Here is a 25249-nt window from a genome sequence, read left to right as displayed (position 1 = left end):
CAGCACAAGAAATGCCATCACGCAAAGAGATTATTCCGAAAGCGAGGCACATGGACTGGCGTGTAAGCGGTTCCAAACATTGCCGGGTGGCGGCTGCGCCTTACCCGGCCTACAAAAGCTCCATACCCCGTAGGTCGGGTAAGGCGCAGCCGCCACCCGACACAAAAAAAGCCAGCACAAAGGCTGGCTTTTTTAACGCTCTTGTCAGTCGATTATTTCAGACCGGCAGCTTCACGCAGCAGGGCGGCTTTGTCGGTTTTTTCCCATGGGAAATGTTCACGACCAAAGTGACCGTATGCCGCGGTTTCTTTGTAGATTGGGTGCAGCAGATCCAGCATCTGAATCAGTCCGTATGGACGCAGGTCGAAGAACTCGCGTACCAGCAGGGTCAGCTGTTCTGAAGGCACTTTCTCGGTACCGAAGGTTTCAACCATGATGGAGGTTGGCTCAGCCACGCCGATGGCGTAAGAAACCTGAATCTCACAGCGGTCTGCCAGGCCGGCAGCAACGATGTTTTTCGCAACATAACGTGCCGCGTATGCCGCAGAGCGGTCAACTTTAGACGGATCTTTACCAGAGAACGCACCGCCGCCGTGACGTGCCATGCCGCCGTAGGTATCAACGATGATTTTACGTCCGGTCAGACCGCAGTCACCCATTGGGCCGCCGATAACAAAGCGTCCGGTTGGGTTGATGAAGAATTTGGTCGCAGAGCTCAGCCATTCGGTCGGCAGAACCGGCTTGATGATCTCTTCCATCACGGCTTCTTGCAGGGATTTCTGGTCAATCTCTTCGGAATGCTGGGTAGACAGTACCACTGCATCGATGCCAACGATTTTGCCGTCATCGTACTGGAAGGTGACCTGGCTTTTTGCATCCGGGCGCAGCCACGGCAGGGTGCCGTTTTTGCGTACTTCAGCCTGACGCTGTACCAGACGGTGCGCGTAGGTGACCGGGGCTGGCATCAGCACGTCGGTTTCGTTGGTCGCGTAGCCAAACATCAGGCCCTGGTCGCCCGCGCCCTGTTCCAGTGGATCGGCACGGTCAACGCCCTGGTTGATGTCTGGAGACTGTTTGCCAATGGCGCTCAGCACCGCGCAAGAGTTGGCATCAAAGCCCATATCAGAATGCACATAACCGATTTCACGCACCGTGTTACGGGTGATCTCTTCGATATCAACCCATGCGCTGGTGGTGATCTCACCGCCAACCAGAACCATGCCAGTTTTGACGTAGGTTTCGCACGCGACGCGCGCTTTAGGATCCTGCGCCAGGATCGCATCCAGCACCGCATCGGAGATTTGGTCAGCAATTTTATCAGGATGTCCTTCTGATACGGACTCGGACGTAAACAGGTGTTTTGCCATGTTTTATTTCACCTAAGAGGAATTTGGTTAGCTCAAGCTGCTGTGTGGAATAGCCAAAGGAGATAATTCTACCAAGGCCTGCAGGTTTTTGACACTGGCAGTATGAGTGTTAATCAGTATAGATGGATTAACATCTGGATGGCTATTTTAGGTCACTTCTTCGCCCGATTTCCAGTTTTTTTTGATTCATCTCTCACGGCGTTGAAATGTCTGCTGGAAATTTTTCCTGACGGCGCTGGCAACCCACGCATTTTTGTTTTGCTTTTTAGCCCCCTTCTCGGTATAAAACGCGGCGCGCGGCTCATACAAAATAAGCGCTCGATGAACTCATCGAGTCGCCACTTCCAGCCGGGTTAAGCAGTGAACTTTTAGCTTTGGCTTGGGGTCCGTTTCAGCAGAGGCGGCCGTGGAGGTGATACGAGATAATGAACCATCGTTTTCCGCTAATTCAGCGCAGCCGTTCTGGCGCGCATTTGATTCCCGCAACCCGCATTTCTAGTCTGCAAACCTGCCGATGTTATACCCATCTCGGCGCTTCTCAGGATTCCAGGGCCGGTCAGGCTGTGTGAAAACTGAACAAGGGCGCTCTTGTTAATACAAGAGTTTTCTCGTGGTTTCGCCGAACCTTGTCATACAGAGTTCGGATACGTGTTTTACAATGATATGAATAAGAAACCGGTCGCACGGTCTGGATTTCAGCATACTCTGCTGGGAAACGGAGCCGTTTATGGGTTGTTATCGCCGTATAACGCTGCGATAGTAGTCAACTGTTTTACACTTAATACAAAGAGTTGAGGTTCGCTATGTCTGACGACATGTCTTCTTTTTCGCCTTCGTCAGCGGGCGAACAGGGTGTACTACGTTCTATGCAGGAGGTTGCGATGAGCTCCCAGGAAGCCAGCAAGATGCTGCGCACATACAATATTGCCTGGTGGGGCAATAACTACTACGACGTCAACGAACTGGGCCACATCAGCGTTTGCCCGGATCCGGACGTCCCTGAAGCGCGCGTGGACCTCGCCAAACTGGTGAAAGCCCGTGAAGCACAGGGCCAGCGTTTGCCTGCACTGTTCTGCTTCCCGCAGATCCTGCAACATCGCCTGCGTTCTATTAACGCCGCCTTCAAGCGCGCGCGTGAATCCTACGGCTATAAAGGCGACTACTTCCTGGTTTACCCGATTAAGGTGAACCAGCACCGCCGCGTGATTGAGTCCCTTATCCACTCCGGCGAGCCGCTGGGCCTCGAAGCCGGCTCCAAAGCGGAGCTGATGGCGGTTCTGGCGCATGCGGGCATGACCCGTTCGGTCATTGTCTGTAACGGCTACAAAGACCGTGAGTACATTCGTCTGGCGCTGATTGGCGAGAAGATGGGCCACAAGGTCTATCTGGTTATCGAGAAGATGACTGAAATCGCGATCGTGCTGGAAGAGGCTGAACGTCTTAACGTGGTGCCACGCCTCGGCGTGCGTGCGCGTCTGGCGTCTCAGGGTTCCGGTAAATGGCAGTCCTCCGGCGGTGAAAAATCCAAATTCGGCCTCGCGGCGAACCAGGTACTGCAACTGGTGGAGATTCTGCGCGAGCGCGGTCGTCTGGACAGCATTCAGCTCCTGCACTTCCACCTCGGTTCGCAGATGGCCAATATTCGCGATATCGCCACCGGCGTGCGTGAATCAGCCCGTTTTTACGTTGAGCTGCACAAGCTTGGCGTGAATATTCAGTGCTTCGACGTGGGCGGTGGCCTGGGCGTGGACTACGAAGGGACCCGCTCGCAGTCTGACTGCTCGGTGAACTACGGTCTGAATGAATACGCCAATAACATCATCTGGGCGATCGGTGATGCCTGTGAAGAGCACGGCCTGCCGCACCCGACGGTGATCACCGAATCCGGTCGCGCGGTGACCGCGCACCATACGGTGCTGGTCTCTAATATCATCGGCGTTGAGCGTAGCGAAATTTCCGAAGCGACGCCGCCGCAGGATGATGCACCGCGTTCCCTGCAAAGCATGTGGGAAACCTGGCAGGAGATGCACGAGCCGGGCACGCGTCGCTCCCTGCGCGAATGGCTGCACGACAGCCAGATGGATCTGCACGATATTCACGTCGGCTACTCGTCAGGCACCTTCAGCCTGCAGGAGCGTGCGTGGGCGGAGCAGCTTTATCTGAACATGTGCCATGAAGTGCAGAAGCAGCTCGACCCGAGCAACCGCGCGCACCGTCCGATTATCGACGAGCTGCAGGAACGTATGGCGGATAAGATTTACGTCAACTTCTCGCTGTTCCAGTCGATGCCGGATGCATGGGGTATCGACCAGCTGTTCCCGGTTCTGCCGCTGGAAGGGCTGAACCACGCCCCGGAACGTCGCGCGGTGCTGCTGGACATCACCTGTGACTCCGACGGTGCTATCGACCACTACGTTGACGGCGACGGTATCGCCACCACCATGCCAATGCCGGAGTACGACCCGGAGAACCCGCCGATGCTGGGCTTCTTTATGGTTGGGGCGTACCAGGAGATCCTCGGCAACATGCACAACCTGTTCGGTGATACCGAAGCGGTTGACGTGTTTGTCTTCCCTGACGGCAGCGTGGAAGTTGAGCTGTCTGACGAGGGGGATACCGTGGCAGACATGCTGGAATACGTTCAGCTCGATCCGAAAACGCTGCTGACCCAGTTCCGCGACCAGGTGAAAAACACCGGTCTCGACGATGCATTGCAGCAGCAGTTCCTGGAAGAGTTTGAGGCGGGGCTGTACGGGTATACTTATCTCGAAGACGAATAATTATTCCGCCAGTTAAATATGAAAAGGGTCTGACCGTGGTCAGACCCTTTTTTATGGCTACATGAAAACCCCGCCGGTGAACGACGGGGAGAGGGGGGTTAACTCAGCTGTTCGTCCTGGAACGTAATGGTCACCTTCGCATAGATATTAATTGGCGTTTCCGCCATTAGCGGCAGCCACTGCTTCGGCTGTGCTGTTGCGCTCATATCGCCGTTCCACTGCTTGTGCTCAGGCGTTTTCGGCATGTCCATGCCGGTCTGACCGGTGGACGAACCTGGCGAGAGCTTGACGTCAGTGCCTTTCGGATTGCTCGACGGCGCCACGCCGTTGGTCATATCGCCGTTCCACTGCTTGTGCTCAGGCGTTTTCGGCATGTCCATGCCGGTCTGACCGGTGGACGAACCTGGCGAGAGCTTGACGTCAGTGCCTTTCGGATTGCTCGACGGCGCCACGCCGTTGGTCATATCGCCGTTCCACTGCTTGTGCTCAGGCGTTTTCGGCATGTCCATGCCGGTCTGACCGGTGGACGAACCCGGCGAGAGCTTCACGTCGGTGCCTTTCGGGTTGCTCGACGGCGCCACGCCGTTGGTCATGTCGCCGTTCCACTGCTTGTGCTCAGGCGTTTTCGGCATGTCCATGCCGGTCTGACCGGTGGACGAACCCGGCGAGAGCTTGACGTCGGTGCCTTTCGGGTTGCTCGACGGCGTGACACCGTTGGTCATGTCGCCGTTCCACTGCTTGTGCTCAGGCGTTTTCGGCATGTCCATGCCGGTCTGACCGGTGGACGAACCTGGCGAGAGCTTGACGTCGGTGCCTTTCGGGTTGCTCGACGGCGCCACGCCGTTGGTCATGTCGCCGTTCCACTTTCTGTGCTCTGGCGTTTTCGGCATATCTTTGCCGGTTTTACCGGTTGCAGAACCCGGAGAAAGCGTTGGGTAATTCGTATTTGGAACGTCCCATTTTTTCTTCGGCGTTGTGCTGTCAGCCGGTTTCGGCGCAGGCTTCAGATCGTCCGCTTTCGACGGCGTAACGGCAGGCACCGCTTCGCTGTGCGCGGTTTCAGACGGGGTGGTATCCGTCTTCGTCGTGCTGTCAGCCGGTTTCGGTGCAGGCTTCAGGTCATCCGCTTTCGACGGCGTAACGGCAGGCACCGCTTCGCTGTGCGCGGTTTCAGACGGGGTGGTATCCGTCTTCGTCGTGCTGTCAGCCGGTTTCGGTGCAGGCTTCAGGTCATCCGCTTTCGACGGCGTAACGGCAGGCACCGCTTCGCTGTGAGCGGTTTCAGACGGGGTGGTATCCGTCTTCGTCGTGCTGTCAGCCGGTTTCGGCGCAGGCTTCAGATCGTCCGCTTTCGACGGCTTAACGGCAGGCACCGCTTCGCTGTGCGCGGTTCCAGACGGGGTGGTATCCGTCTTCGTCGTGCTGTCAGCCGGTTTTGGCGCAGGCTTAAGATTGTCCGCTTTCGACGGCGTAACGGCAGGCACCGCTTCGCTGTGCGCAGGTTTCGCTGGCGTATCCTCTTTCTTCTTCGTGCCATCGCCTGAATGCTTCGACGAGCCGCCGCCATTGCGGTGGTCGCTCGGCGTATCGACGTCGTAACTGCCTTTTTCTTCTTACCGATACCAGGATCCGCAAGGGTATAGGAGATATTGTTACCCGCTTCTTTTTCGTCACGGGTGACAACGGACATCTCATCCTTGTTGGTGTTGATCTCGCCAGTCGTACCTTTGCTGGTGGTGCCCCCACGGAAATGGTGGATTTCTGCGTTTCGTTACGGTGGATCTCATCGACCGTATCCACGTAGATGTTAGCCGATGGAATGCCGCCTTTTTTACCCGGCAAACCACCGATACCTACGCCGCCACCGCCGTACAGGCCGTCCTGCTCAACGGTATCTTGCAGGTCTTTGGCGTTGATATTGCCCGCAACGTTGACGTTACCGGTGCCATTATCAGAGACGATATTGGCCCCCGCCATGTTGAGGTCGCCGCCGGTTTTCACCTGCACGTCCCCCGTGGTGTGAATGCCGGACTGCTTCGCGGTGGTTGCCGAGTCATAAGCCTCTGAGCCGCCGCCGCCGTTAACGGCCCCGGTAGGCATCACGCCTTTCGTCGACACGGCTACACCGACGGATGCACCCCAGTTGGCACGCTCGTTGTCCGTGTGAACCGTATCCTGAAGGGAGTTCACGGTCATATCCCCTGCAACATCCACGTCCGCGGTATTGGCGTCAATGTTGGCACCGCTCATGGTCATGTCGCCGCCGGACTTAATTTTGACGTCGCCTGCCGTAATGGTGCTGTTGGTGTAGCTGGTGCTGTTGCCTGTTCCGGTCTCTTTGCTGCCGCTGTAGTCGACAGACGCGCCGCCGCTCACGCCGGAGAGATCCACGCCCACGCCAGCCGAGATGCCCGCCGAGTGCTCCTCGGTGGTGTTGCTGTAGCTGGATGTGGATTTCGCCGCATTCATGTTCACATCGCCGCCTGCGTTAATTTCAACGTTCTGGCCGCTAATGTCTGTTCCGTTCAACGTGGTGTCTTTTTTGGTGTTGATCGAAACGTTATTGGCGCTGATGTGGTTAATGTTTTCCGCCGTGGAGGTGGAGGTCGAGTGCGATTTAGACGAACTGCCGCCAATGGTAACGGAACCGCCAGCCAGATCGTTGAGCAGCAGGTTAGAGGCCTCGCCCAGCACTTCCGCAGCCGTTGTTCCGGCGTTGGCAGACTGGCCTTCGGTGCCTTTTTCAATCAGGTTACCGGCTTTATCAAAGGTATCTACAAGGGTGCTGTGGGCTTCACCCGTGATACCAAACGACGTCGCTTTATGGGATGAGGTGTTTTTCATCTCATCTTCATATTTCGTGGTCGCGACGTCCTCGGCGTTGATGGTCAGGGCATTGCCCGCGCTGAGATCCGCCCCACCAATGTCAGCGGTCTTACCGGCTTCAATCGTCCCGGACTGGCCAAAGTTGATTGCGGCATTGGTGTTCTTTTTGCTGTCGGTGACGGACGAGTCACTGGAGGTGCTCATGCCAAACGTGAAGCCAGCCGTATCATTCACCGGCGCACGGCCAGGCTTCTTGCCGATAGCGGAGGTGTCGGATTCTGATCCTGCGCTGACATAGTCGCCGGAGGTCGTTTCGGTGCTGCCGCCGTCCATGGTGCCGTAGCTGGTGTTAACCGACTGGCCGCCGCCGCTGACGCCCGCGCTGATGACAAACTCGCGTGACGAGCTGTGCTGTTCTTCGTGAGCAACGTCCTGGGACGTTTTGATCGTCACGTCATTTTCAGCGGTGATGCTGCCGGTCTGGGCGTTGTAGGTCCCCCCTTCCATCACCACGTCGTTTTTGGCCTCGATACTCATGTTGCCGCCAGCGGAAACATTCGCGCCAATGGCTTTGCCCGTGGTGGTTGAGGTATCAGACATCGTGTAGTTGAGCGCGCTTCTGACGTCGTTATCAATGATACGCGTGGCGTCAATTTCATGCAGGTCATTGAAGGTGACGTCGCCGTCGGTGGCCTTCATGCTTACATCCTGACCCGCCGTAATATCCGACGCGTTGGAGGTGATTGATTTAGCCTCCATGTTAATGCTGCCGCCTGCGGTAACGCCGTCCTCAAAGGCGTGGATCACCTGCTTGCCGCTCTCATCGCGCCCTACGCTGGCCGTCATGGTGATGTCACCCTGAGCTGCGGACATGTTCACGTCGCCCTCAGCGTTAATCGCCGCGCCGTTGTTATTGATATTGCCGCTGGTGCTGGACATATTGATGTCGCCGCCCGCAGAGATACCCGCGCTCATGCCGTTGCTAACGTTGTTGATATCCCCATCAGAGACCAGCGTCATGTCGCCTTTGGATGAGATTGTACCGTTGGCGTTATTGATGCTGTTCGCGTCGACGTTCATATCGCCACCGGCATGAACGGTCGCGGTGCCGCCGTTAACGTCTCCGCTCTCCATCTGACGAAGCGTTTCAGGGCACAGGTACACGACCGGGACCATCACGTCCACGCCGTTCACCGTCTGATTGACGAACCAGACGATATCGGCGTCCAGTCCGTTGCGCTGCTCCTCGGTCAGGGATTGACCAACAACCAGCCCCAGCTCGCTGTCCTGTGCTGCCAAGCCTGCATTATCCATCAGGGCCTGCACCAGCGCGTCGCCTTCCAGACCATCACGGATCGAAAAGAAACTGCCCACCGAGCTGTTGATCTCACGGCGGATCAATTCTGAGGTGAAGTAGTTATCACCAATAACGTTAACCGGCTTCTGCGGGTCATAGCCCACCTTATCGAAGAAGTAATCCGATCCTGTGTAAGCGCTCTGATCGATCATTGACGGACGCGTTTCAAAGATCGGAACGATATTGTTGGCTGGCCCCGGATAAGCCGTGCCATTTTTTTCCGCTTCGGCGGTTTTCTTAAAGTCGGTTGAGACTTCAAACATGCCCGGAATGGAGACCATATCCTTGATGGTTGGCATCGGGCTAATGCCCATCGCCAGCTCGTCAATTTTCTTGGTATTTACCTGGACATCGTAACCGGCAATGACCGTATCCACGGTGTATTCACCCACGTCGATATCGCTTACGTCGCTGTGGCTGTTAATCACCCCAGCGTCCGCAATACCGTTATCCAGCGTGCCGCCGTTATGCGTAAAGTTACCGCCCGCGGTGATCTCGCCTTTTTCAGAAGGAACGAAGTAGGTTTTATTGTTTTTTAATGCCTCATTATTGGAGGCTGTTACGCTCGCCCAGATACCGCACATTGTACCGTAGTCGGTGGTTTGCCAGGTTTCACCGAAGATGTCGGACATCATTTTGTTGAAAAGCGTGGACTCGTTGCCGGTCATCACGACGGCGTTGTACCAGAGCGCTTTTTCAGGGTCATCACTGCCTGTCTTACCGGCCGCTGCGCCATTGCCAAACTCGAAGTCGAGGAACTGGTAAAGAGTATCAAAGTTCCACGTTGACGTATGATAGGCGCCTAAATGCCACTGATAGGTGAGCCCGCCCTGCATCTCTAACGGCAGCTGCAGATAATCATAAATGGACATTTCACCGTATTCCGGTGAGTTGTAGATATCACCGGTAACCGTAATATCTTTCGCCGCCTGAATCAGACCACCTTTGTTTGTAATCTGTTTTCTGTCGTAGATATTGCGCTGGTTAATATTAATGTTGCCGCCCGCGCTGATCTCGGCCTGATGATCCAGTCTCAATCCCGAGGTCACAACCGGCATTGAGAAGTTAATCATGGTGTTAGATTTCGTCGCGAGATGCTCAACGGTGCTATATACCGCACTGGCGTTCTGATAACCCGTCATGGAGATTTCGTCGCCGGTATAGCTACTTTCGTTTCTGATGGATTCCGCGTCTAAATTCACGTCCTTCTCTGCGCGAATGATCCCGGCCTGGTTATGGATCTCCTTCGCGATAATCGACATATCGCCCATGCTGAGCACGTTACCCGACACGCCGTTGAAGAAAGTACCGTTACGGGCTTCCAGACTCATATCGCCCATCGTCCACAGCAGGCTACCGGCATTGTTGGTGATATTGCCCGCGGTGACGTTGAGATCGCCTCCGGTCACGATAGAGACGGCGTTGGTGAAATTACCGTCTGCATTCACGGTCAAATCGCCAATCGCTTCCATCTGGGTGCTATTGGTAAAGTCGCCGTGCGTGGCGATCGCCATCGCGCGTCCGGCGTAGATATTCTGGTTATTGGCGTCGAGGGTCAGGCTGTTGTCAACGCTAAGCGTGAGATCGCGTCCGGCCTCAAGAATACCGGCCGTGTTGTTCAGGCTGGCGAGAGTCAGCTGCAGATCCCGGTCGGCGGTGATGGAGGCGTTGGCATCGTTTTGCAGGTTTTTGGTCGCAACTGCAATATTTGTGCCCGCAATGACTGCTTCAGTGGTGTTTTTGATGTTGCCTGTCTGAACATTCAGCGAGGTCGTTTTTGCCCCTGCGAGCACGGCTTCATCGCTGTTGTTAAGGGTGTTCTTCACGTTCAGCGTCAGGTTGTTATCCGTCGAGACAATGGCCGCGCCACTCTCGTTGGTCACATTCTCTGACGTCACGATCACATCGCCGCCCGCCACCAGAGTCGAATTCGAACCATTTTCACTGCCGCTGTTGAGGAGCGAATTTGCCGCGACGGTTAACGCCCCATCAACGGCCTGAATCACCCCACCGGAGAGGTTAGTCAGTACGCCAACGGCGTTCAGCACCGTGTTCATGCTGGCCGTGATCACCGCCTGGCTGGAGTTGGTCAGGGAATCCACATCCTCGATCGTCAGGTTCCGCAGGGCCATGAGCACATGGTCGCTCCCGTCGTTCATCAGGCTTCGGATATTGCGGATAATCAGATCGGTGCCCGCCTGCACGACGCCGTTATTGTGCAGCGTGTCGCCGTTCTGCATCGTAATGCTGCCATCGCTGAGGATCACCGAGGCATTGTTCAGCGTATTCACACCGTCCAGGGTCATGTTGCCCGAGGCGAGGAGCGCCGCGTCAGTGCTGTTGTTCAGCGTACCCACGTTGTTCATGCTGAGGGCATGCTCAGACTGGATCACCGCACTGTTGCTGTTGTGGAGCGTATCCACATTGCTGATTGTTAAGCTGCCGCTACCGACGATCGCGGCGCTGTTGGTGTTGGATACGTTTGTGATGTTCAGCATCGCCAGCGCACCGTCTGCAACCAGCTGAGACGCATCGTTGGTGAGGGTACCGATGTTGGACAGAGTGAGATTGCCGCTGCTGTAGAGGGTAGCATCGCTGATGTTATTCAGCGTGCCGATGTGGTCCAGCAGGATGGACGTTGCCTGAATGCCGGAGGCCGAGTTGGTCAGCGTTGTTGTGCCGGACAGATCCATCGCCCCACTCGCGAGCAGAACGGCGTCGCCCGTGTTGGTGAGAGTGGACATGTTGGTCAGGGTGACGTTTTTCCCCTGGATCCGGCTATTGTCGTTGGTCAGTGCAGTCGTCTGCGCGCCGTCCAGCGTAAGGTTTTCTCCCGCCAGGATCTCGCCGCCGTGGGTGTTATTTAATTGCTTACTGACGTTCAGCGCAACATCGCCCGCTGCGCTCAGGGTTCCGCCGTTGTTATTCAGCTTCGCCGCTTTCACCTGCGCTTTTTGTCTGGCGTTCAGCGTACCGCTGTTTTCAAGCGTCGCGTCGGCGTTGGACGCTGTCAGGGTAACGTTTTTCCCCTCGATTTTGCCCTGGTTCTTGATGGATTTACCGCTGGCAGTCAGGGAGACATCTTTTTCGTTGCTGATGATGTTACCGCTGTTGTCGACGTCGCCGCCGACGTTCAGGCTGACGGCTGCCGCATCACCCACGAGGGTGCCGCTGTTGGTCAAATTGCCGGTCGTGGTGACCTGCAGTGCGTCAGTGGTCGCACCGATGTTTCCACGGTTGTTCAGCGCGCTGGCGTTCATCACCAGCCGTTTTTCCGCGAAGATGCGGCCGTTGTTGTCCAGGTTGCCGACGCGGAGCGTCTGGTTATTGGATGCGTACAGCACGCCGTCGTTCTTCAGTGAGCCGGACGCAATCGTCAGGTCCCCCGTGGCGCTGACGGAGCCGCTGTTCACAAAGGCCTCTTTCAGGGTGAACTGCAGGGTGCCTTTTTTCGCCAGGACGCTGCCGCCGCCGTTATTCATGCTGCCTGCGGTAATCTGTACGTCACCGCTGTGGCTGATCACCTGGGTATCCGAGATCAGCGAGGCAAACGGCACTTCAACGCCGTTGACCTTCACAACGAAATCGCCGTTTTTCAGCGTCACGACGCCGTCTGCAATGACCTTGCCGTTGGCGTCCAGCGCCTGCAGTTTGCCGTTCAGGGTATACTGGCCCGCGACGTTAATCTGAATCGCCGGAACGGTGGTGGTGGTGCTGTTGGTTACCAGCGAGGCGGCATTTTGCACCAGCGAGCTGGCATCAATGCGGATTTTGCCGGTTGAGGCGATCACGTCGTTATTCAGCGTGATGCCCGCCAGGGCGTTCATGATAATGTCGTTTTTTGCCTGAACGCCGGAAGTGGATTTGTTCAGGGTGATATTCTTGCCGGAGAGCGACATATTTTTCTCGCTCGACAGGCTGGCGAGCGTAATGTCGCCATCCGCACTGATCTCGAGATCGCTGCTGGCGATAATGCCGCCGGCATGACGGACGCCCGCCCCGGATTCGGTGCTGATTAGCTGGATCTTTCCGCCGTACATGGAGCCAAGCGCGCTACCGTCGATAGCCACGGCCGGACCCCGTCCGTCGCCTTTGTTACGCACGGTGTGGCTACGGGTCGCAAGGTCGTAGTCGTTCTGGCCCGCCAGCACTTTGATGTCTGCTTTACCGGCAATTTCGCCTTCCAGCTGCGCGCTGCGGCTAACGATGTCAAAGTAGCCCAGCCCGTCGGTATTAATGCCCTGACCGGTGACGGATACCGCCCCTTTTTCGACCGCCAGCTTATAGGAACCGTCGTTATTTGCCTGCACTTTACCGGTGCTGAGGGTCAGGCTGTTGGCATTGATGGTGGTTGCGCCGTTCACGCTAATGCCGTTTTCGTTGGCAATGATGATGTCGGCCTTTTTACCGAAAACTTCCATCGTGCCGTTAATGTAGGACGCTTTCGCACCCGTTACTTCGCTGATAATGGCGCTGGCTTCGTGCTGCAGTTGGGCGTTTTTTACCGCATAGCCGCCAATTTTCGTTACGCCGTCCTGCATGCTGTTGTTAAAGATCATCCCCTGTTTTTCAACGTTAAATTCGTTGAATTTATTCATGGAGATGCCTTTCGCATTAGGATCGGCAATATTCACCACGGGCGTGCCGTTGGCCGCCTGGCCCATGGTAGGGCCTTTCGACTGACGATTATCAGGCGTGGTTGCCGCATCGACCGGGGCCGAGAAAATGCCGGCCAAAGACAGATATAATGGGCAGAGCCGCTTATGCAAATTGCGCGTGGTTATTTTTCCGCTGCGTGTGTTTTTGTTTTTCATTATTCTTCCCTTTGTTAGAAGTTAATTTCCGTTTTGTAATAAACCACCGTGTTATCGACGGTTTCTTCTTCCATTGAGTCTGGTTTTTTAACGGGCCACCCTGCCATAACGTAGGAAGAGAAATGGCTGCCAGTGGCTTTAACGCCCACTGATGCGCCCATCATGAATTGGCTGTCGCAGACATTGACGCCTTTCGGGCAATTATCTTTTGTGAAGCCAACGTCGTAGCCAATATAGGGCGTCAGCTGGTAAATACCGGCCAGTCCAATATCGAAAGGAAACTGCAGGCTATTGGCAATCCACGCGCCGCTGTCGCTCATCACGTTATCGTCTTTGAAACCACGAACGGTGTATTCATCGCCGATAGTCACTTTGGCATCACTCACCAGCACATCCGGCGTGTACTGAAAACCGCTGTTCAGCTCGTAGGTCATGCCGAGTCGGCCAAACTTAGCGAGCGGGCGCGTCCAGGAGGCAATGCCGTTGTATTTCAGATAATCGACGTCGAAACCCTCAAGGTCTTTATCGCCGTCGCGGGCTGAACCAAACCACGGCACCGCCGCGGTGACGCTCAGATCGCCATAGAACCAGCCACCGCCCATGGCGCCAACGTAGGTCAGGCCCGACGCCAGCGAGGTGTAGGTTTTTGAGCTAACGTCAATGCGCGCGTTTTCGATGCCGTTGTAGTTATCCCGGCGTTCGACTTTCATCCAGGCGCTGGTTTTGCCCGTTGCGCCACGCATCAGCATGCGGCTGATACGCAGGGATGCACGCTCTGACGTGCCATCGGAATCGTAAATGCCGAAGCCGCCGTCGATGCCTTTTTCGTATTCGGATTTGTAATAGCTGGTATCAAACCCCCAATAGCCCAGCGGCACGCTGTAGCTAAATGACCAGGAGTCCTGTTTATCATTATTATTTTTCAGATCGTTCCACGAGTAATACGCATTAAAAATGTCGTTTAATCCGGCAATATTTTTTGCCGTCAGGCTGCCGTAATATTGCTGCCAGCCTTCTGATTTGCTCCCGGAGTTATTTAACCCCGCCGCCGCGTCAATCGGAAATGAGGGCTGATGAATCAGGTTAAGATCGGAATAGCCATTAATGATTGAGGGTTCAACGCTAATATTATCCCTCTCCGAGACCCGCATCAGGTTCTCAACCATCTGGTCGACATCCTGCATATTGAGGATCTTGTCTTTGGCAAACGGGTAGGCGGTAAAAAGACGCGTGCTATCACGCAGGCCCGGTGTCTGGCCGTTCACCTTAAAATCGTTAATCTTTCCCCACAGCACGCGAAGCTTAAGCGTACCGCTCTTGATGTTGCCGGGGTCGATACTGATAAGAGTGGTGGCATAGCCACGGGAAATATAAAAATCCGTTAACTCTTTCACTAAGGTGAAAATGTCAGATTTACCAAGATCCTTACCCAGATAGCGCTGGACGATCTCCTCGCGCTGCGGCGATCCGTCGAACAGATGATCGTCGAGGATCTCGATCCGGGTTACGTTGAACTTCCACGATGAATTTGCCGGCAGGCCGGTCTCCGCGTCTTCGCCGCGAATTGCGCGCTGCTGTTGCAGCAACGCTTCCGTTCTTTTCGCCTCTTCAATCAGATACTGGTTACTCTGCCGCTCCAGGCGGTCAAGTTCCTGCTTGTTCTGAACTGAGGGCAGTATGGCGGCATGGGCCACCTGTAATAAAGGCAGTAAAAACAGGACGTTTTTGATTTTAAAATGACAACGCATCACTCTCTCCCTGAGCGTTATTTAATGACAACGGTGTATTGAACGGCGCCGACAACTTTGCCGGGGGTGAGGGCCGTCTTACGATCGACCCCGCCGCCAACATAGATTTGTGCCTGATAGTTTTTGGTGAGCGTGGAGGCGGTATAGACCTTCTCCTTACCCAGCGTGATCGCGGTTGAGTTCTTCTCAAAAAGGCGAATACTGAAATTGCTTGCATAGCCATCGCCGCTTTCAACGCCGATCACACCGGTCAACGCGCCTAAAGGGGTGTTAATTAAGGAGTTGAAAGTGATGCCAATTTGTTCCGTAGAAGGGCAGCCCACGGTGATGCTGAAGTCTTTTTTAACACCCTGAAAAGTATCGTCGTTTTGAAAATCGGCGATGTTATAGGTGCCTAAATCGACGTTTGTTGCCGAGGGGTAAATGGAGCACGAGGCGGTAACCACCTTAATGGCAACACCAAAGTTGATGGCCATAATCGGCAGTTTTTCGCTTTCATCGGCGGACGGGATCACCAGTGCCTCCGCCACCTTACCCGCTGGAATAAAGTATTCCCCTTCAGGCATCGAGCCGGTCTGGACCATTTCCACCAGAACCGTACTGTTTTTCACTCCACAACCGGTGGAGCACGTGGTCGGCGAACCCGAGTTACCCGGCAGCCATGAAGATTCGGTCTGCGTGGGCCATCGCATGCGAATGCCTATCCCCGGGATTTCGGTGTTATAGACATGATCAATCTGCGACCGGATATAGCTTCGCGAATAGCTTGAATGCCATGAAGATTGGGTGGACGCGTCGCAGGTGTAGCTGACGTCCGGCACCTGATAGGTTTTGCTCCATAAAACCTTGCCGACTTCACGCTGCTTTATGACGTTAAGCGTGATGTCGTCCATGATATTCAGCGTCGCCAACGGGGACGTGAGGGTGCACAACGCCGCATAGGCGTTGTTGCACGTTAAAGAGATAAACGCCGTGGATAAAAGAATCAGCGCAGCCGTAAAAATCCGTTTCATGGTGTTGCCCCGTTATTGATGCAGGTAATTTCAATAGCCTTAAACGCTTCTTCCTCGGTTGGTCGGTCCTCAGTGCCTTGCTTCACATAACGCGCACCGCACTGCGCGGGCTTTTTATTTTTCTTCCACTGGAGGGTAAAGACGTTTTGGCCTTCCTTAAGCGCCACCATCGCCACGCCGTTTTGACCGACCATGCCGATCGCGTTGTGCGATTCGTCCAGTACCGACGCACCAAATGGGATCACTTCGCCGGAAGGCTGCATAAAGCGCACAAAGCTCTGGCGATTGGCCTGGGTGTCCATTTTGATCAGCACTGCCGCGCCGGAGGTTGGCACGATGGTTCGGCGGGTGTCGTCGACCTCGACGGTATACGCGGTGCCTTTCGGGTCGGCGTACACCTCGTTGTACTTGTAAGGCACCAGATACCCGACAATGCCGTAGCCGTTGTCTTTGATGACGGCCTGGGAATCCGGGTAGATGCGGGAGCCTTCTGCGCCTTTTGCTTCCACGATGCCAATGGTGTCTGCGAGGGTCGGCACAAAGTTGATGCCGCCTTCATGCACCACCACGCCGCCGTTCAGGTTGACCCCTCCCATAAAGGAGTCCCGGGACTGGCTGTAGGTCATCCCGCCCGAGGCGCTCTCGCCCGTGTAGGAGAGGTTCATGCCGAAGTTAGTTTCCGGTGTGTTGGACTGGCTGAAATAGCCGCCAAAGCCAAACTGTGAGCGTTCCCCGGCGGAGCCGTTCAGCGAGGTACGGAAGTTGGCTTCTTCGCTGTTATAGCTAAAGTTGGCCCCCAGGCGAGCCTGCTTCTCGTAGTGGTGGCCAAGCGGCATGCTCACGTTCAGGTAGAGCGTATCTTCGTGGTCGCCATCGTCGTTATTGGTGCGGCCAAGGGAGATCCCCCAGGTCGTGATGCCAAACTGGTTGTTGTAGCCCAGCACGAAGTTCGACTTTTCATTCCGGCCCTGCTCGTTATTCCAGACGTTGCCCACAAACCCGCTGACGTAGAAGCTTCCCCAACCGGCGGGAAGCGTCTGGTTGATGTTGGCTTCCAGTCGCTCGCGATAGCGTTCCGGGAGAAAGTCTTCTTCATCGGCTTCAATCGAGCGCTTCAGGCTGACCGCGTCGCTCAGGGAGTAGAAATTCGCGCTGGAGTAGCGATAGCCAATCAGGCTGAAGTTCGTCCCGGTTGTCGGGAGGGTCTTCGCCAGGCTAATGCGCAGGCTCATATTGCAGAACGTGCCGCAGCCTGCGGTGTCCGGCTGCCCCTCGAAGCGGGTGAAAGAGCGCGTCACGTCTACGCCTAATGCGCCCAGACGGGTGTTAATCGCAAAACCGGTCATCAGCGCCGCATAATCACCTTCGAACGCGCTCTGTCCGCCAACGTAGCCGGTAAAGTTATTGAATAAGCCGTACTGAAACGTGCCCTCAACCGCTTTCGGATCCTCTTTCAGCCAGGTATCGCGGATTTCACCCGCAGCCACAGAGTAGCGGGAGTAACCTTCGCGCAGCAGCTGCGGCACGCTGGAGTAGGGGACCACGAAGTAGGACTCTTTGCCGTTTGTCTCTTTTACGGTGACCTCAAGATCGCCGTTATAGCCGGTCGCATAGAGATCGCTGATGGCGAACTCCCCAGGCGGCACCACTTTTTCATACAGGGTGTTGCCAGCCTGCTTGATGGTCACCGTGGCGTTGCTGTTGGCGATGCCGCGCACCACCGGGGCATAGTTGCGTACCGAGTCGGGAAGCATGCGATCGTCCGTGGCGAGACGAACGCCACGCAGGGCGGTAGTGTCAAAAAAATCACCGGTGGTGTTCAGATCGCCCAGCACTATCTGCGATTGCAGCGGCGCAATGGCCCGCTCTGCATAGGCCTGGATATGCTGTACGCCGGTATTTTCCGTGTCGCTGCCGGAGCTCAGGCTGTCGTAGGTCGTAAAACGCCATGCCCCCAGTGCGAGGGTGTTGTGCAAATTGCTGTAGAGATAGGTCGCGTTGTCCTGAGCGGGGCGATAACGTGAACTGGTGGCGCTAAGGGTATAGGAGGACATCAGCGCCGGTACGCCGTTATCCCATAACTCCGGGCTTACGTAACCCGCAGGCGTATTCAGCAGCATTGCCTGAGGAATCGTGACATCCAGCTGTTCTTCTACCGCATTATAATTAACCGTCGCGCCTTTAATCAGCTCAGGGAGAATAATGCAGGTATTCTGCTTCCAGTCGGGGGGAAGTTTTGATGTGTCGACGTCAAAGCGGACGACCATTTCGGGCGTCATGCAGGCGTTGAATCCCTGCTCATTATTTGCAGCCACAAAGGTAACGGTCCAGGTATTAACCGGCTTGAGGTTGCTGTAAACCTCAAGCGTATATTTCCCCGGCAGTATTTTTTCAACGCCGTCAAATTGTGTCAGATCGATTCCGCTATCGTAATACTTCATAAACCCACGAGAAAATGTCATCGGCTTACTGGTATCACTGGCATATACTGCGAGTGGCGCAATGGTCACCGAAATGACAAAGCCACTAATCACCCGCAGAATGTTAGTTTTCTTGTAAAACATCGACATATCACCGTCCTGGTCAATATGATTACTAATCAGAAGTTATACGTGCGCTTAATATAGGCACCCAGATCGGTAATATAATTGTATTGGAATGTCCCTTTCCCCTGCACGGCGTTAACCTGCGGGAAGTGATATACCAGCGTGCTATATGGCGCGATCATCTCGCCATCAATCATGACATCTTTACCCTGAGCATCTCTGAGCCAGACATTTGTCATGCTTACATGGAAAGGCGAATTATTTGTTCCAACGACGTCATAACCGTTGGCTGCTTTTTTCAATTGCCAGGTTAATTCATCCGCCGCTTTCATCGGATTACCTTTCAGACCAACCGGGCGATAGAAAAATTTAATCAGCGTTCTGAACGCCATCTTTAGCTGATTTTTATCTACGTCTTCCGCCATTTCAGGCGGAATATCCAGGACATTGAGCCACAGAACCGTTTCACGATCTTTTGGATATTTCGCGGCGGCGCCTTCCGTCTGGAATATGCGGAAAACTTTCCCCTTTTGGCCGTTAATTCTGGCCGCCGGTGGGGTGATAAAGAAAGGCAAATCTTCTTTGGCGATGCCGTCACTCTTATCGGTGCTGGAAAGCCACACCTGAACCAGTTCAGGCGCTTTGCTGACGTTATTAATACGAATCGTTTGTTCTTTCTCCCCGGCGTTGAATGCCACGCGGGTCGTCATAATTTGAATCGTTGCACTGGCCGCAAAGGAAAAGGCCAGCGCCATCATGAATACAGAAGATATAACAAGTTTTTTTAACATCTGGCCTAATCCTTTAGGTGATACTTTTAGCGGATAAACCCGCGGTGCGCGCGATTACTGATATTTAATGGAGTACACAACGTCGGTTGAGACTTGACCGGCAGTAGATGCACCACCCGTCGCCACATATTGTGCCCAGTAATCAAAGCGAGCCGTATTACCGGCAACCGTAACAGTTTTAGCGCTATCGTTTGCAGTATTCAGGTTCAGTTTTGCTTTTGAAGAATCCAGTAAACCAACCTGAACTTTCTCCGCTCCGCCTGACGCTTTAGCCACGGTATTTTTCAGGTTACCGGTGGTGGCATCGATATTGGTGCTTTGCGCCAGTTCGAAGAATACGCTGGCAACTTTGCCATTGGTGCAGTTTGCGCCGCTTAACGTAATGTGGAATGGGGTATCGCCCGCACGCTGTCCATCCGTTGCAAGCGCGGTTGTACTAATAGAAGGTAAATGAACGGTAAAGTCTGGGCTTTCAGATTCGCCCTGTGCGTCACCGCCGGTAATAGTACAGGTTGCGTCGCTAATAGTACCTTCAAAAGTAATCGTGCCATCTTCTGCTGCCGCGGCGGTACCGATGGTTGAAAGAACGGCCAGGATTGCCAGCTTAGATAACTTATTCATAAAAATATCCATATCATTTCATTGGGGGGGGCTATTGTATAGAGGTCATCTCCTCCACCGCTATCGTCCCAGCCTAAATATATTCCTAGTTTTAAAATGGTATATTTATTAAATTTATGAATTAAGTTTTGCTTCAAACTTTTAAACGCAAATAATGCGAAGAAATGGGGGGGTTAAGATAATATCAATTCTAAAAATGAATTTTATCGGTATGGTGAATAATTAGGAACCGTAAAAGTCTGGCAACACAATTGATTTATGTTTTGAAAAGTGAGCTTGAATCTTCACGTTCCAGAGGCTAGCATTAGGCAAAAGCAGTAAGGACATCAATCCCTTCCTCGTCGGGTTTAACGACGCGGAGGGGATTTTTTTTCATCTGTATCTAATGCAACGACTTTTAAGAGGTCAGGACATGAGCACTTTAGGTCATCAGTACGACAACTCTCTGGTATCTAACGCGTTTGGTTTTTTACGCCTTCCGATGAACTTCCAGCCCTACGACAGCGATGCTGACTGGGTGATCACCGGTGTGCCGTTCGATATGGCAACCTCGGGTCGTGCCGGTGGACGTCATGGCCCGGCGGCGATCCGTCAGGTTTCCACCAACCTGGCCTGGGAGCATAACCGCTTCCCGTGGAACTTCGACATGCGCGAGCGCCTGAACGTGGTTGACTGCGGTGACCTCGTGTATGCCTTCGGCGACGCGCGTGAGATGAGCGAAAAGCTGCAGGCCCACGCCGAGAAACTGTTGGCTGCCGGTAAGCGTATGCTCTCCTTCGGTGGCGACCACTTTGTGACTCTGCCACTGCTGCGCGCCCACGCGAAACACTTTGGCAAAATGGCGCTGGTCCATTTTGATGCGCATACCGACACCTACGCGAACGGCTGCGAGTTTGACCACGGAACTATGTTCTACACTGCACCGAACGAAGGCCTGATCGATCCGAACCACTCCGTGCAGATCGGTATTCGTACTGAGTTCGACAAAGACAACGGCTTCACCGTGCTGGATGCCTGCCAGGTGAACGATCGCGGCGTGGACGACATCATCGCGCAGGTGAAGCAGATTGTCGGCGATATGCCAGTCTACCTGACCTTCGACATCGACTGCCTGGATCCTGCCTTTGCGCCAGGCACCGGTACGCCGGTGATCGGTGGCCTGACGTCCGACCGCGCCATCAAGCTGGTGCGCGGCCTGAAGGATCTGAACATCGTCGGGATGGACGTGGTGGAAGTGGCGCCAGCCTATGACCAGTCCGAAATCACGGCCCTGGCGGCAGCGACCCTGGCACTGGAAATGCTCTACATTCAGGCGGCGAAAAAAGGCGAATAAGCCTTAGGCGCTGATTGCTGCTGCGCGACGCATGCGCAGCAGCAACATTCCTCCGGCCAGAAGGGTGATCGCCTGCGACACGACCAGGACCGAAAAGCCAGAGCTGACCGACCCGACCGATTTCATCACCACCCCCATCAGCAGCGGAATAAACGCCGCACAGATATTCCCTATGCCATTAATGATCCCATACGCGCTACCCACCGCTTCCCGCGCGGCATGATGTTGGATCACCGCAGGGATCGCAGCTCCCTGAAGTCCCCAGAACGCATTGGCGGACAACATAAACATCCCCAGCCAGACAGGCTGATGGCTGAGCATCAGCGCGACCACGGACAGCGCCGTTAACGCGCCTCCCACCACAAACAGCAGCGGTGCCTGTTCCGGGCGCATTTTGTCGAGCAGCACGCCGCCCAAAAATTTCGATCCCAGGCTCAGCAGGAAGGGAATGGCTGCAAGCAGGCCCGTAGCATGCAGTGAGAAGTGATGTTCATCGCGCAGCCATGCGGGCAGCCAGGCGCTGCTCCCCCAGAGATAGCTCAGCGTGGCGATTTCAACCAACAGGATCCAGCCCAGCAGCGGCGTTTGCCAGGCAAGGGTGAAGGTCTGCACCCATCCCGGCTTTTTCATCTTCCCCCGGCTCTGGGGCGCAGGCAGAAAGCGCCAGATTAACCCGCCACCCAGCACAAGATTCATGACGGCCAACGCGTAGAACGATCCCGCCCAGCCCAGATGCGCCATCAGCCAGGTGATCAGTGGAAAGCCCACCGCCAGCCCGAGCGAGACGCCCAGCGCGGTCACCGCGTTGGGTTTGCCGATCTCTTCTGCGTCAAAGCGCTCGCTGATAAAGCGCGTTTTTAATGAAAAGAGCGGCCCCTCCGCAATCCCCAGAATCACGCGCGCAATGAGCATCCCCATCAGCGAGCCGAGCAAGGGCGAAATCGCACAGACCGCGGCCCAAATCGCAATGCTGCTTAATAATCCCTGCCGATAATGAAGTTTGCTTTCAATAACTGGCGTTAATAATAAAGCCGAAAAACCATAACCCAGCAGAAAGCAGGTCATGAGCATTCCTTGTAACATTCTGTTTTCATTTAACTGAAAATGTGTGGCAAATTCCGGGTGTAAAATCATTACCGAGATATTCACACGGTCGATGTAGGAAATAATTATGAGTAATAACAGTGCAATTGTACCTTGCCATCTTGCCGTCATGATGCCTGCCTTATGTCTGCGCGTGTGAATATTTTTTATCAGAGTGATTGTCACGGGTGTAAAATGGTTCACCTGTGAAACTCATTGTTTATTAAGAATAAAGTAAAAATAAGTTTCACAGGTGAAACACGATGACGTGCCACCTTTTTATTTTTAATGAGCAAAAAGAAAAGAAGTCAATATCTGTTTTTTGAAATTTTAGACTATCGAAAAATCGTATTCTTTCACGCGGCAATAATGAAAATTTCATATCGCTGCATTTTTTCGTGATCCTTTGCACACTTAGTTAATTAATTACCTCCTGGTTAACAAATTCGTCACATTCGCGCTTGACGAAACATTCATCGCTTTTATATTGACCGTATTAAATAAGAAACAGAGTTTCATATATGAAACAAAAGCCTGGAGGATCGTGATGAGCTGGATAGGCGTATGTGACGCAGAACAAGTACAGGAAGATTTCCCTTTTAGCGGCAACGTCGACGGTAAAGAGATCGGCGTTTATTTGATTGACGGTGAATATTACGCGCTGGAAGACGTATGCCCGCACGCATATGCCCTGCTGAGCCAGGGCTTCGTCGAAGATGGCAAGGTGGAATGCCCGCTACACGAGGCGGTGTTCGACGTCAAAACCGGCCAGTGCCTGCATGGCCCCGGTGGTCGCAACCTTAACCGCTACCCGGTTCGGGTCTTTGAAAACCAAATCCAGATTACCTTCGTCGAGGAGAGCGTGGCATGAGCGACACCCTGAACTACAACCCGGCGCTGCCGGAAAGCCGCCAGTTTACTCCGCCTGCAGAAGGCGGTAACGGTGCCATTCATAAGCCAGGCGATTACCAGAACCTGATCTGGCAAACCCGCAGCCGTGAGCCGGAAAACTGGGAGATGAACCTGATCGCGACGCTGGAAGATCTCTTCGAGCAGGGCGTTGAAACCTTGCCGGAGCTGGTGAACGGGCTGAACGCGGTGCGCATGCACGACCAGCAGGGCGAGCCCTGGAGCGACGCCAGCTTCCAGGCATTCTTACAGGTTAACGGCTACTGAGGACAACGCGATGACGACTACCGTACAAAACTATCTGGATAAAGGTCTGCGCGGCCTCTGGTATCCGGTACTGGCGAGCTGGGAAGTGCAGTCCGCGCCGGTGGGGATTACCCGCCTGGGCGAGCAGATTGTGGTCTGGCGCAATAAAGACGGCCAGGTGCAGGCGCTGGAAGACCGCTGTCCGCACCGCGGCGCACGCCTGTCGATGGGCTGGAACCTTGGGGACCGTATTGCCTGCTGGTACCACGGCGTGGAAGTGGCGGGCAATGGCGAAGTGAAAGATGTGCCCGCCGTGGACAAATGCCCGCTGGTCGGCCAGCAGTGCGTGCGCAGCTATAACGTGCAGGAGGCGCACGGCGCCATTTTCCTGTGGTTCGGCGTCACTGCTGACCAGCAGCCGGACGAGCTGACTTTCCCGGATGAGCTCGCCGACACGGACAGTTTCAGCAACTTCCTCTGCACCGCCGCGTGGAAATGCAATTACCAGTACGCGCTGGAAAACGTCATGGACCCGATGCACGGCACCTATCTGCATTCGTCGTCACATTCGATGGCAGAAGGGGATCGCAAGGCCGACATGGTGCTTCAGCCGACCAAAACCGGCTTCATCTTCGAGAAAAAGGGGCAGAGCGGCGTCAATTTCGACTGGGTGGAATTGGGCAACAGCGGCACCTGCTGGATGCGTCTCTCCATTCCGTATAAGAAGCGTTTCGGACCGGGCGGCCACTTCTTTATCGTCGGCATGGTGGTGCCGGAAGATAACGACAACTGCCGCGTCTTCTTCTGGCGCATCCGCCGCGTGCAGGGCTGGCAGCGCGATATGTGGCGCTTTATGTACCGCAATCGTCTGGAAAAACTGCACTGGGAAGTGCTGGAGCAGGACCGCGTGGTGCTGGAAAGCCTGGCGCCAAATGCCCGTGACCATGAATACCTCTACCAGCACGACGTCGGGCTCTCGCGCCTGCGCCGCATGATGCAAAAGGCCGCGAAAGAACAGCTGGCGATGCGCGAAGCGCAGCAGGGAGCCGCCTGATGAACAGACTGCTGAGCGGGAAGCGCATCGTCGTGACCGGCGCCGCGCGCGGGCTGGGTTACCACTTTGCCAGCGCCTGCGCTGCGCAAGGTGCCTGCGTGGTGATGTGCGACATCCTCAAAGGCGAGCTGGCCGAAAGCGCCCACCGTCTGAGCGAGCAAGGGTATGTAACCGAATCGCACGTTATCGATCTGGCCGATCCGCAGTCCATCGAGCAGGTATTCAGCGCCATTGGCAAACTGGGGCAGATTGACGGTCTGGTGAACAACGCGGCAATGGCGACCGGCGTGGGCGGTAAAAACATGCTGGATTACGATCCGGATCTCTGGGATCGGGTGATGAGCGTGAACGTCAAGGGCACCTGGCTGGTGACGCGTGCCGCCGTGCCGCTGCTGCGCGAAGGGGCAGGGATTGTGAACGTGGCGTCCGATACCGCGCTGTGGGGCGCGCCGCGCCTGATGGCCTACGTGGCCAGTAAGGGGGCGGTGATTGCGATGACCCGCTCAATGGCGCGCGAGCTGGGGGAAAAACGCATTCGAATCAACGCTATCGCGCCGGGGCTGACCCGCGTCGAGGCCACCGAATATGTGCCCGCCGAACGCCATCAGCTCTACGAAAATGGCCGCGCGTTAACGGGCGCGCAGCAGCCGGAGGATGTCACCGGCAGCGTGGTCTGGCTCTTAAGCGATCTGTCGCGGTTTATCACCGGGCAGCTGATCCCGGTCAACGGCGGTTTTGTCTTTAACTAAGGTATGGCGATT

18 protein-coding genes are annotated in these 25249 nt (G+C 55.0%); 9 read left to right on the top strand and 9 right to left on the bottom strand.

All coding sequences use genetic code 11. The annotated features are described in order from the left end of the window. Positions 1 to 212: 212 nt before the first annotated feature. Entirely contained in the window at positions 213 to 1367 is a 1155-nt protein-coding gene (metK, locus tag A4308_RS03215; protein WP_014885184.1) for a methionine adenosyltransferase, read from the bottom strand. Positions 1368 to 1505: 138 nt separating this feature from the next. Here metK and A4308_RS03210 point away from each other — a divergent pair, with 138 nt between their 5' ends. The 4 genes from A4308_RS03210 (at position 1506) to speA (ending at position 4147) form a co-directional block, all read left to right on the top strand. Further along, positions 1506 to 1724, top strand: a complete 219-nt coding sequence (locus tag A4308_RS03210) for a hypothetical protein (RefSeq protein WP_014885183.1) — start codon at positions 1506 to 1508, stop codon at positions 1722 to 1724. 68 nt (positions 1725 to 1792) lie between these two features. Then, entirely contained in the window at positions 1793 to 1936 is a 144-nt protein-coding gene (locus A4308_RS22940) for a hypothetical protein (protein WP_418251728.1), read from the top strand. A 94-nt stretch (positions 1937 to 2030) separates the two neighbouring features. Further along, positions 2031 to 2162 carry an acid stress response protein YqgB gene (gene yqgB / locus A4308_RS21580; RefSeq protein WP_127312443.1) on the top strand — a complete coding sequence of 44 codons (132 nt, stop codon included), beginning with the start codon at positions 2031 to 2033 and terminating at the stop codon, positions 2160 to 2162. Positions 2163 to 2170: 8 nt separating this feature from the next. After that, complete coding sequence (gene speA, locus A4308_RS03205) at positions 2171 to 4147, top strand: biosynthetic arginine decarboxylase (protein WP_014885182.1); 1977 nt, start codon at positions 2171 to 2173, stop codon at positions 4145 to 4147. Positions 4148 to 4245: 98 nt separating this feature from the next. Here the strand turns inward: speA and A4308_RS22700 are convergent, their stop codons facing one another. From A4308_RS22700 to A4308_RS03175, 7 genes are read right to left on the bottom strand one after another with little or no spacing between them, the layout of a single operon-like run. Further along, positions 4246 to 5631, bottom strand: coding sequence for a hypothetical protein (locus tag A4308_RS22700; protein ID WP_231867151.1), 1386 nt, complete (start codon positions 5629 to 5631; stop codon positions 4246 to 4248). Beyond that, positions 5594 to 13144, bottom strand: coding sequence for a two-partner secretion domain-containing protein (locus A4308_RS03200; protein ID WP_231867150.1), 7551 nt, complete (start codon positions 13142 to 13144; stop codon positions 5594 to 5596). The genes A4308_RS22700 and A4308_RS03200 overlap by 38 nt, the downstream gene beginning before the upstream one ends. A gap of 14 nt (positions 13145 to 13158) precedes the next feature. Then, positions 13159 to 14892 carry a ShlB/FhaC/HecB family hemolysin secretion/activation protein gene (locus A4308_RS03195; protein ID WP_023337753.1) on the bottom strand — a complete coding sequence of 578 codons (1734 nt, stop codon included), beginning with the start codon at positions 14890 to 14892 and terminating at the stop codon, positions 13159 to 13161. Positions 14893 to 14909: 17 nt separating this feature from the next. Beyond that, entirely contained in the window at positions 14910 to 15905 is a 996-nt protein-coding gene (locus A4308_RS03190) for a fimbrial protein (protein ID WP_014885179.1), read from the bottom strand. Then, on the bottom strand, positions 15902 to 18475 hold the full coding sequence (locus A4308_RS03185; protein ID WP_023337752.1) for a fimbria/pilus outer membrane usher protein: 2574 nt from the start codon (positions 18473 to 18475) through the stop codon (positions 15902 to 15904). Before A4308_RS03185 ends, A4308_RS03190 begins: the two co-directional genes overlap by 4 nt. Positions 18476 to 18504: 29 nt before the next feature. Continuing rightward, entirely contained in the window at positions 18505 to 19242 is a 738-nt protein-coding gene (locus tag A4308_RS03180; RefSeq protein ID WP_045281988.1) for a fimbrial biogenesis chaperone, read from the bottom strand. Positions 19243 to 19296: 54 nt separating this feature from the next. Beyond that, complete coding sequence (locus A4308_RS03175; protein ID WP_228371844.1) at positions 19297 to 19863, bottom strand: fimbrial protein; 567 nt, start codon at positions 19861 to 19863, stop codon at positions 19297 to 19299. A 412-nt stretch (positions 19864 to 20275) separates the two neighbouring features. On the opposite strand from A4308_RS03175, the gene speB reads away from it, so the two are divergent. Beyond that, a complete protein-coding gene (gene speB, locus A4308_RS03170) occupies positions 20276 to 21196 on the top strand; it encodes an agmatinase (protein WP_002434404.1) in 921 nt (306 codons plus the stop codon). 3 nt (positions 21197 to 21199) lie between these two features. On the opposite strand, the gene A4308_RS03165 is transcribed toward speB, so the two are convergent. After that, complete coding sequence (locus tag A4308_RS03165; protein WP_023337748.1) at positions 21200 to 22411, bottom strand: MFS transporter; 1212 nt, start codon at positions 22409 to 22411, stop codon at positions 21200 to 21202. 415 nt (positions 22412 to 22826) lie between these two features. Between A4308_RS03165 and A4308_RS03160 the strand changes: the two genes are divergently transcribed. From A4308_RS03160 to A4308_RS03145, 4 genes are read left to right on the top strand one after another with little or no spacing between them, the layout of a single operon-like run. Next, positions 22827 to 23150 carry a Rieske (2Fe-2S) protein gene (locus A4308_RS03160; protein ID WP_014885174.1) on the top strand — a complete coding sequence of 108 codons (324 nt, stop codon included), beginning with the start codon at positions 22827 to 22829 and terminating at the stop codon, positions 23148 to 23150. Then, positions 23147 to 23455, top strand: coding sequence for a recombinase-like helix-turn-helix domain-containing protein (locus A4308_RS03155; RefSeq protein WP_014885173.1), 309 nt, complete (start codon positions 23147 to 23149; stop codon positions 23453 to 23455). The genes A4308_RS03160 and A4308_RS03155 overlap by 4 nt, the downstream gene beginning before the upstream one ends. Positions 23456 to 23465: 10 nt before the next feature. Further along, entirely contained in the window at positions 23466 to 24488 is a 1023-nt protein-coding gene (locus tag A4308_RS03150; protein ID WP_014885172.1) for an aromatic ring-hydroxylating oxygenase subunit alpha, read from the top strand. After that, the gene (locus A4308_RS03145) at positions 24488 to 25237 is read left to right on the top strand and encodes an SDR family oxidoreductase (RefSeq protein WP_045281989.1); all 750 of its coding nucleotides are present in this window, start codon (positions 24488 to 24490) and stop codon (positions 25235 to 25237) included. The genes A4308_RS03150 and A4308_RS03145 overlap by 1 nt, the downstream gene beginning before the upstream one ends. The last annotated feature ends 12 nt before the right edge of the window (positions 25238 to 25249 follow it).

This window comes from Enterobacter sp. ODB01 (assembly GCF_001623605.1).
GTDB lineage: Bacteria > Pseudomonadota > Gammaproteobacteria > Enterobacterales > Enterobacteriaceae > Enterobacter > Enterobacter kobei.
Note: the sequence above shows the minus strand (reverse complement) of the source record. Positions and strands in the feature narration are given on the sequence as shown.

Bases quoted from the DNA above. Each gene is read 5' to 3' on its own strand.
- A4308_RS03210 (WP_014885183.1), top strand. From the start codon at position 1,506: ATGGCTATTTTAGGTCACTTCTTCGCCCGATTTCCAGTTTTTTTTGAT.
- yqgB (WP_127312443.1), top strand. From the start codon at position 2,031: ATGAATAAGAAACCGGTCGCACGGTCTGGATTTCAGCATACTCTGCTG.
- A4308_RS03160 (WP_014885174.1), top strand. From the start codon at position 22,827: ATGAGCTGGATAGGCGTATGTGACGCAGAACAAGTACAGGAAGATTTC.
- A4308_RS03150 (WP_014885172.1), top strand. From the start codon at position 23,466: ATGACGACTACCGTACAAAACTATCTGGATAAAGGTCTGCGCGGCCTC.
- metK (WP_014885184.1), bottom strand. From the start codon at position 1,367: ATGGCAAAACACCTGTTTACGTCCGAGTCCGTATCAGAAGGACATCCT.
- speB (WP_002434404.1), top strand. From the start codon at position 20,276: ATGAGCACTTTAGGTCATCAGTACGACAACTCTCTGGTATCTAACGCG.
- A4308_RS03155 (WP_014885173.1), top strand. From the start codon at position 23,147: ATGAGCGACACCCTGAACTACAACCCGGCGCTGCCGGAAAGCCGCCAG.
- A4308_RS03180 (WP_045281988.1), bottom strand. From the start codon at position 19,242: ATGTTAAAAAAACTTGTTATATCTTCTGTATTCATGATGGCGCTGGCC.
- A4308_RS03200 (WP_231867150.1), bottom strand. From the start codon at position 13,144: ATGAAAAACAAAAACACACGCAGCGGAAAAATAACCACGCGCAATTTG.
- A4308_RS22940 (WP_418251728.1), top strand. From the start codon at position 1,793: ATGAACCATCGTTTTCCGCTAATTCAGCGCAGCCGTTCTGGCGCGCAT.
- A4308_RS03145 (WP_045281989.1), top strand. From the start codon at position 24,488: ATGAACAGACTGCTGAGCGGGAAGCGCATCGTCGTGACCGGCGCCGCG.
- A4308_RS03185 (WP_023337752.1), bottom strand. From the start codon at position 18,475: ATGTCGATGTTTTACAAGAAAACTAACATTCTGCGGGTGATTAGTGGC.
- A4308_RS03175 (WP_228371844.1), bottom strand. From the start codon at position 19,863: ATGAATAAGTTATCTAAGCTGGCAATCCTGGCCGTTCTTTCAACCATC.
- A4308_RS03195 (WP_023337753.1), bottom strand. From the start codon at position 14,892: ATGCGTTGTCATTTTAAAATCAAAAACGTCCTGTTTTTACTGCCTTTA.
- A4308_RS03190 (WP_014885179.1), bottom strand. From the start codon at position 15,905: ATGAAACGGATTTTTACGGCTGCGCTGATTCTTTTATCCACGGCGTTT.
- A4308_RS03165 (WP_023337748.1), bottom strand. From the start codon at position 22,411: ATGACGGCAAGATGGCAAGGTACAATTGCACTGTTATTACTCATAATT.
- speA (WP_014885182.1), top strand. From the start codon at position 2,171: ATGTCTGACGACATGTCTTCTTTTTCGCCTTCGTCAGCGGGCGAACAG.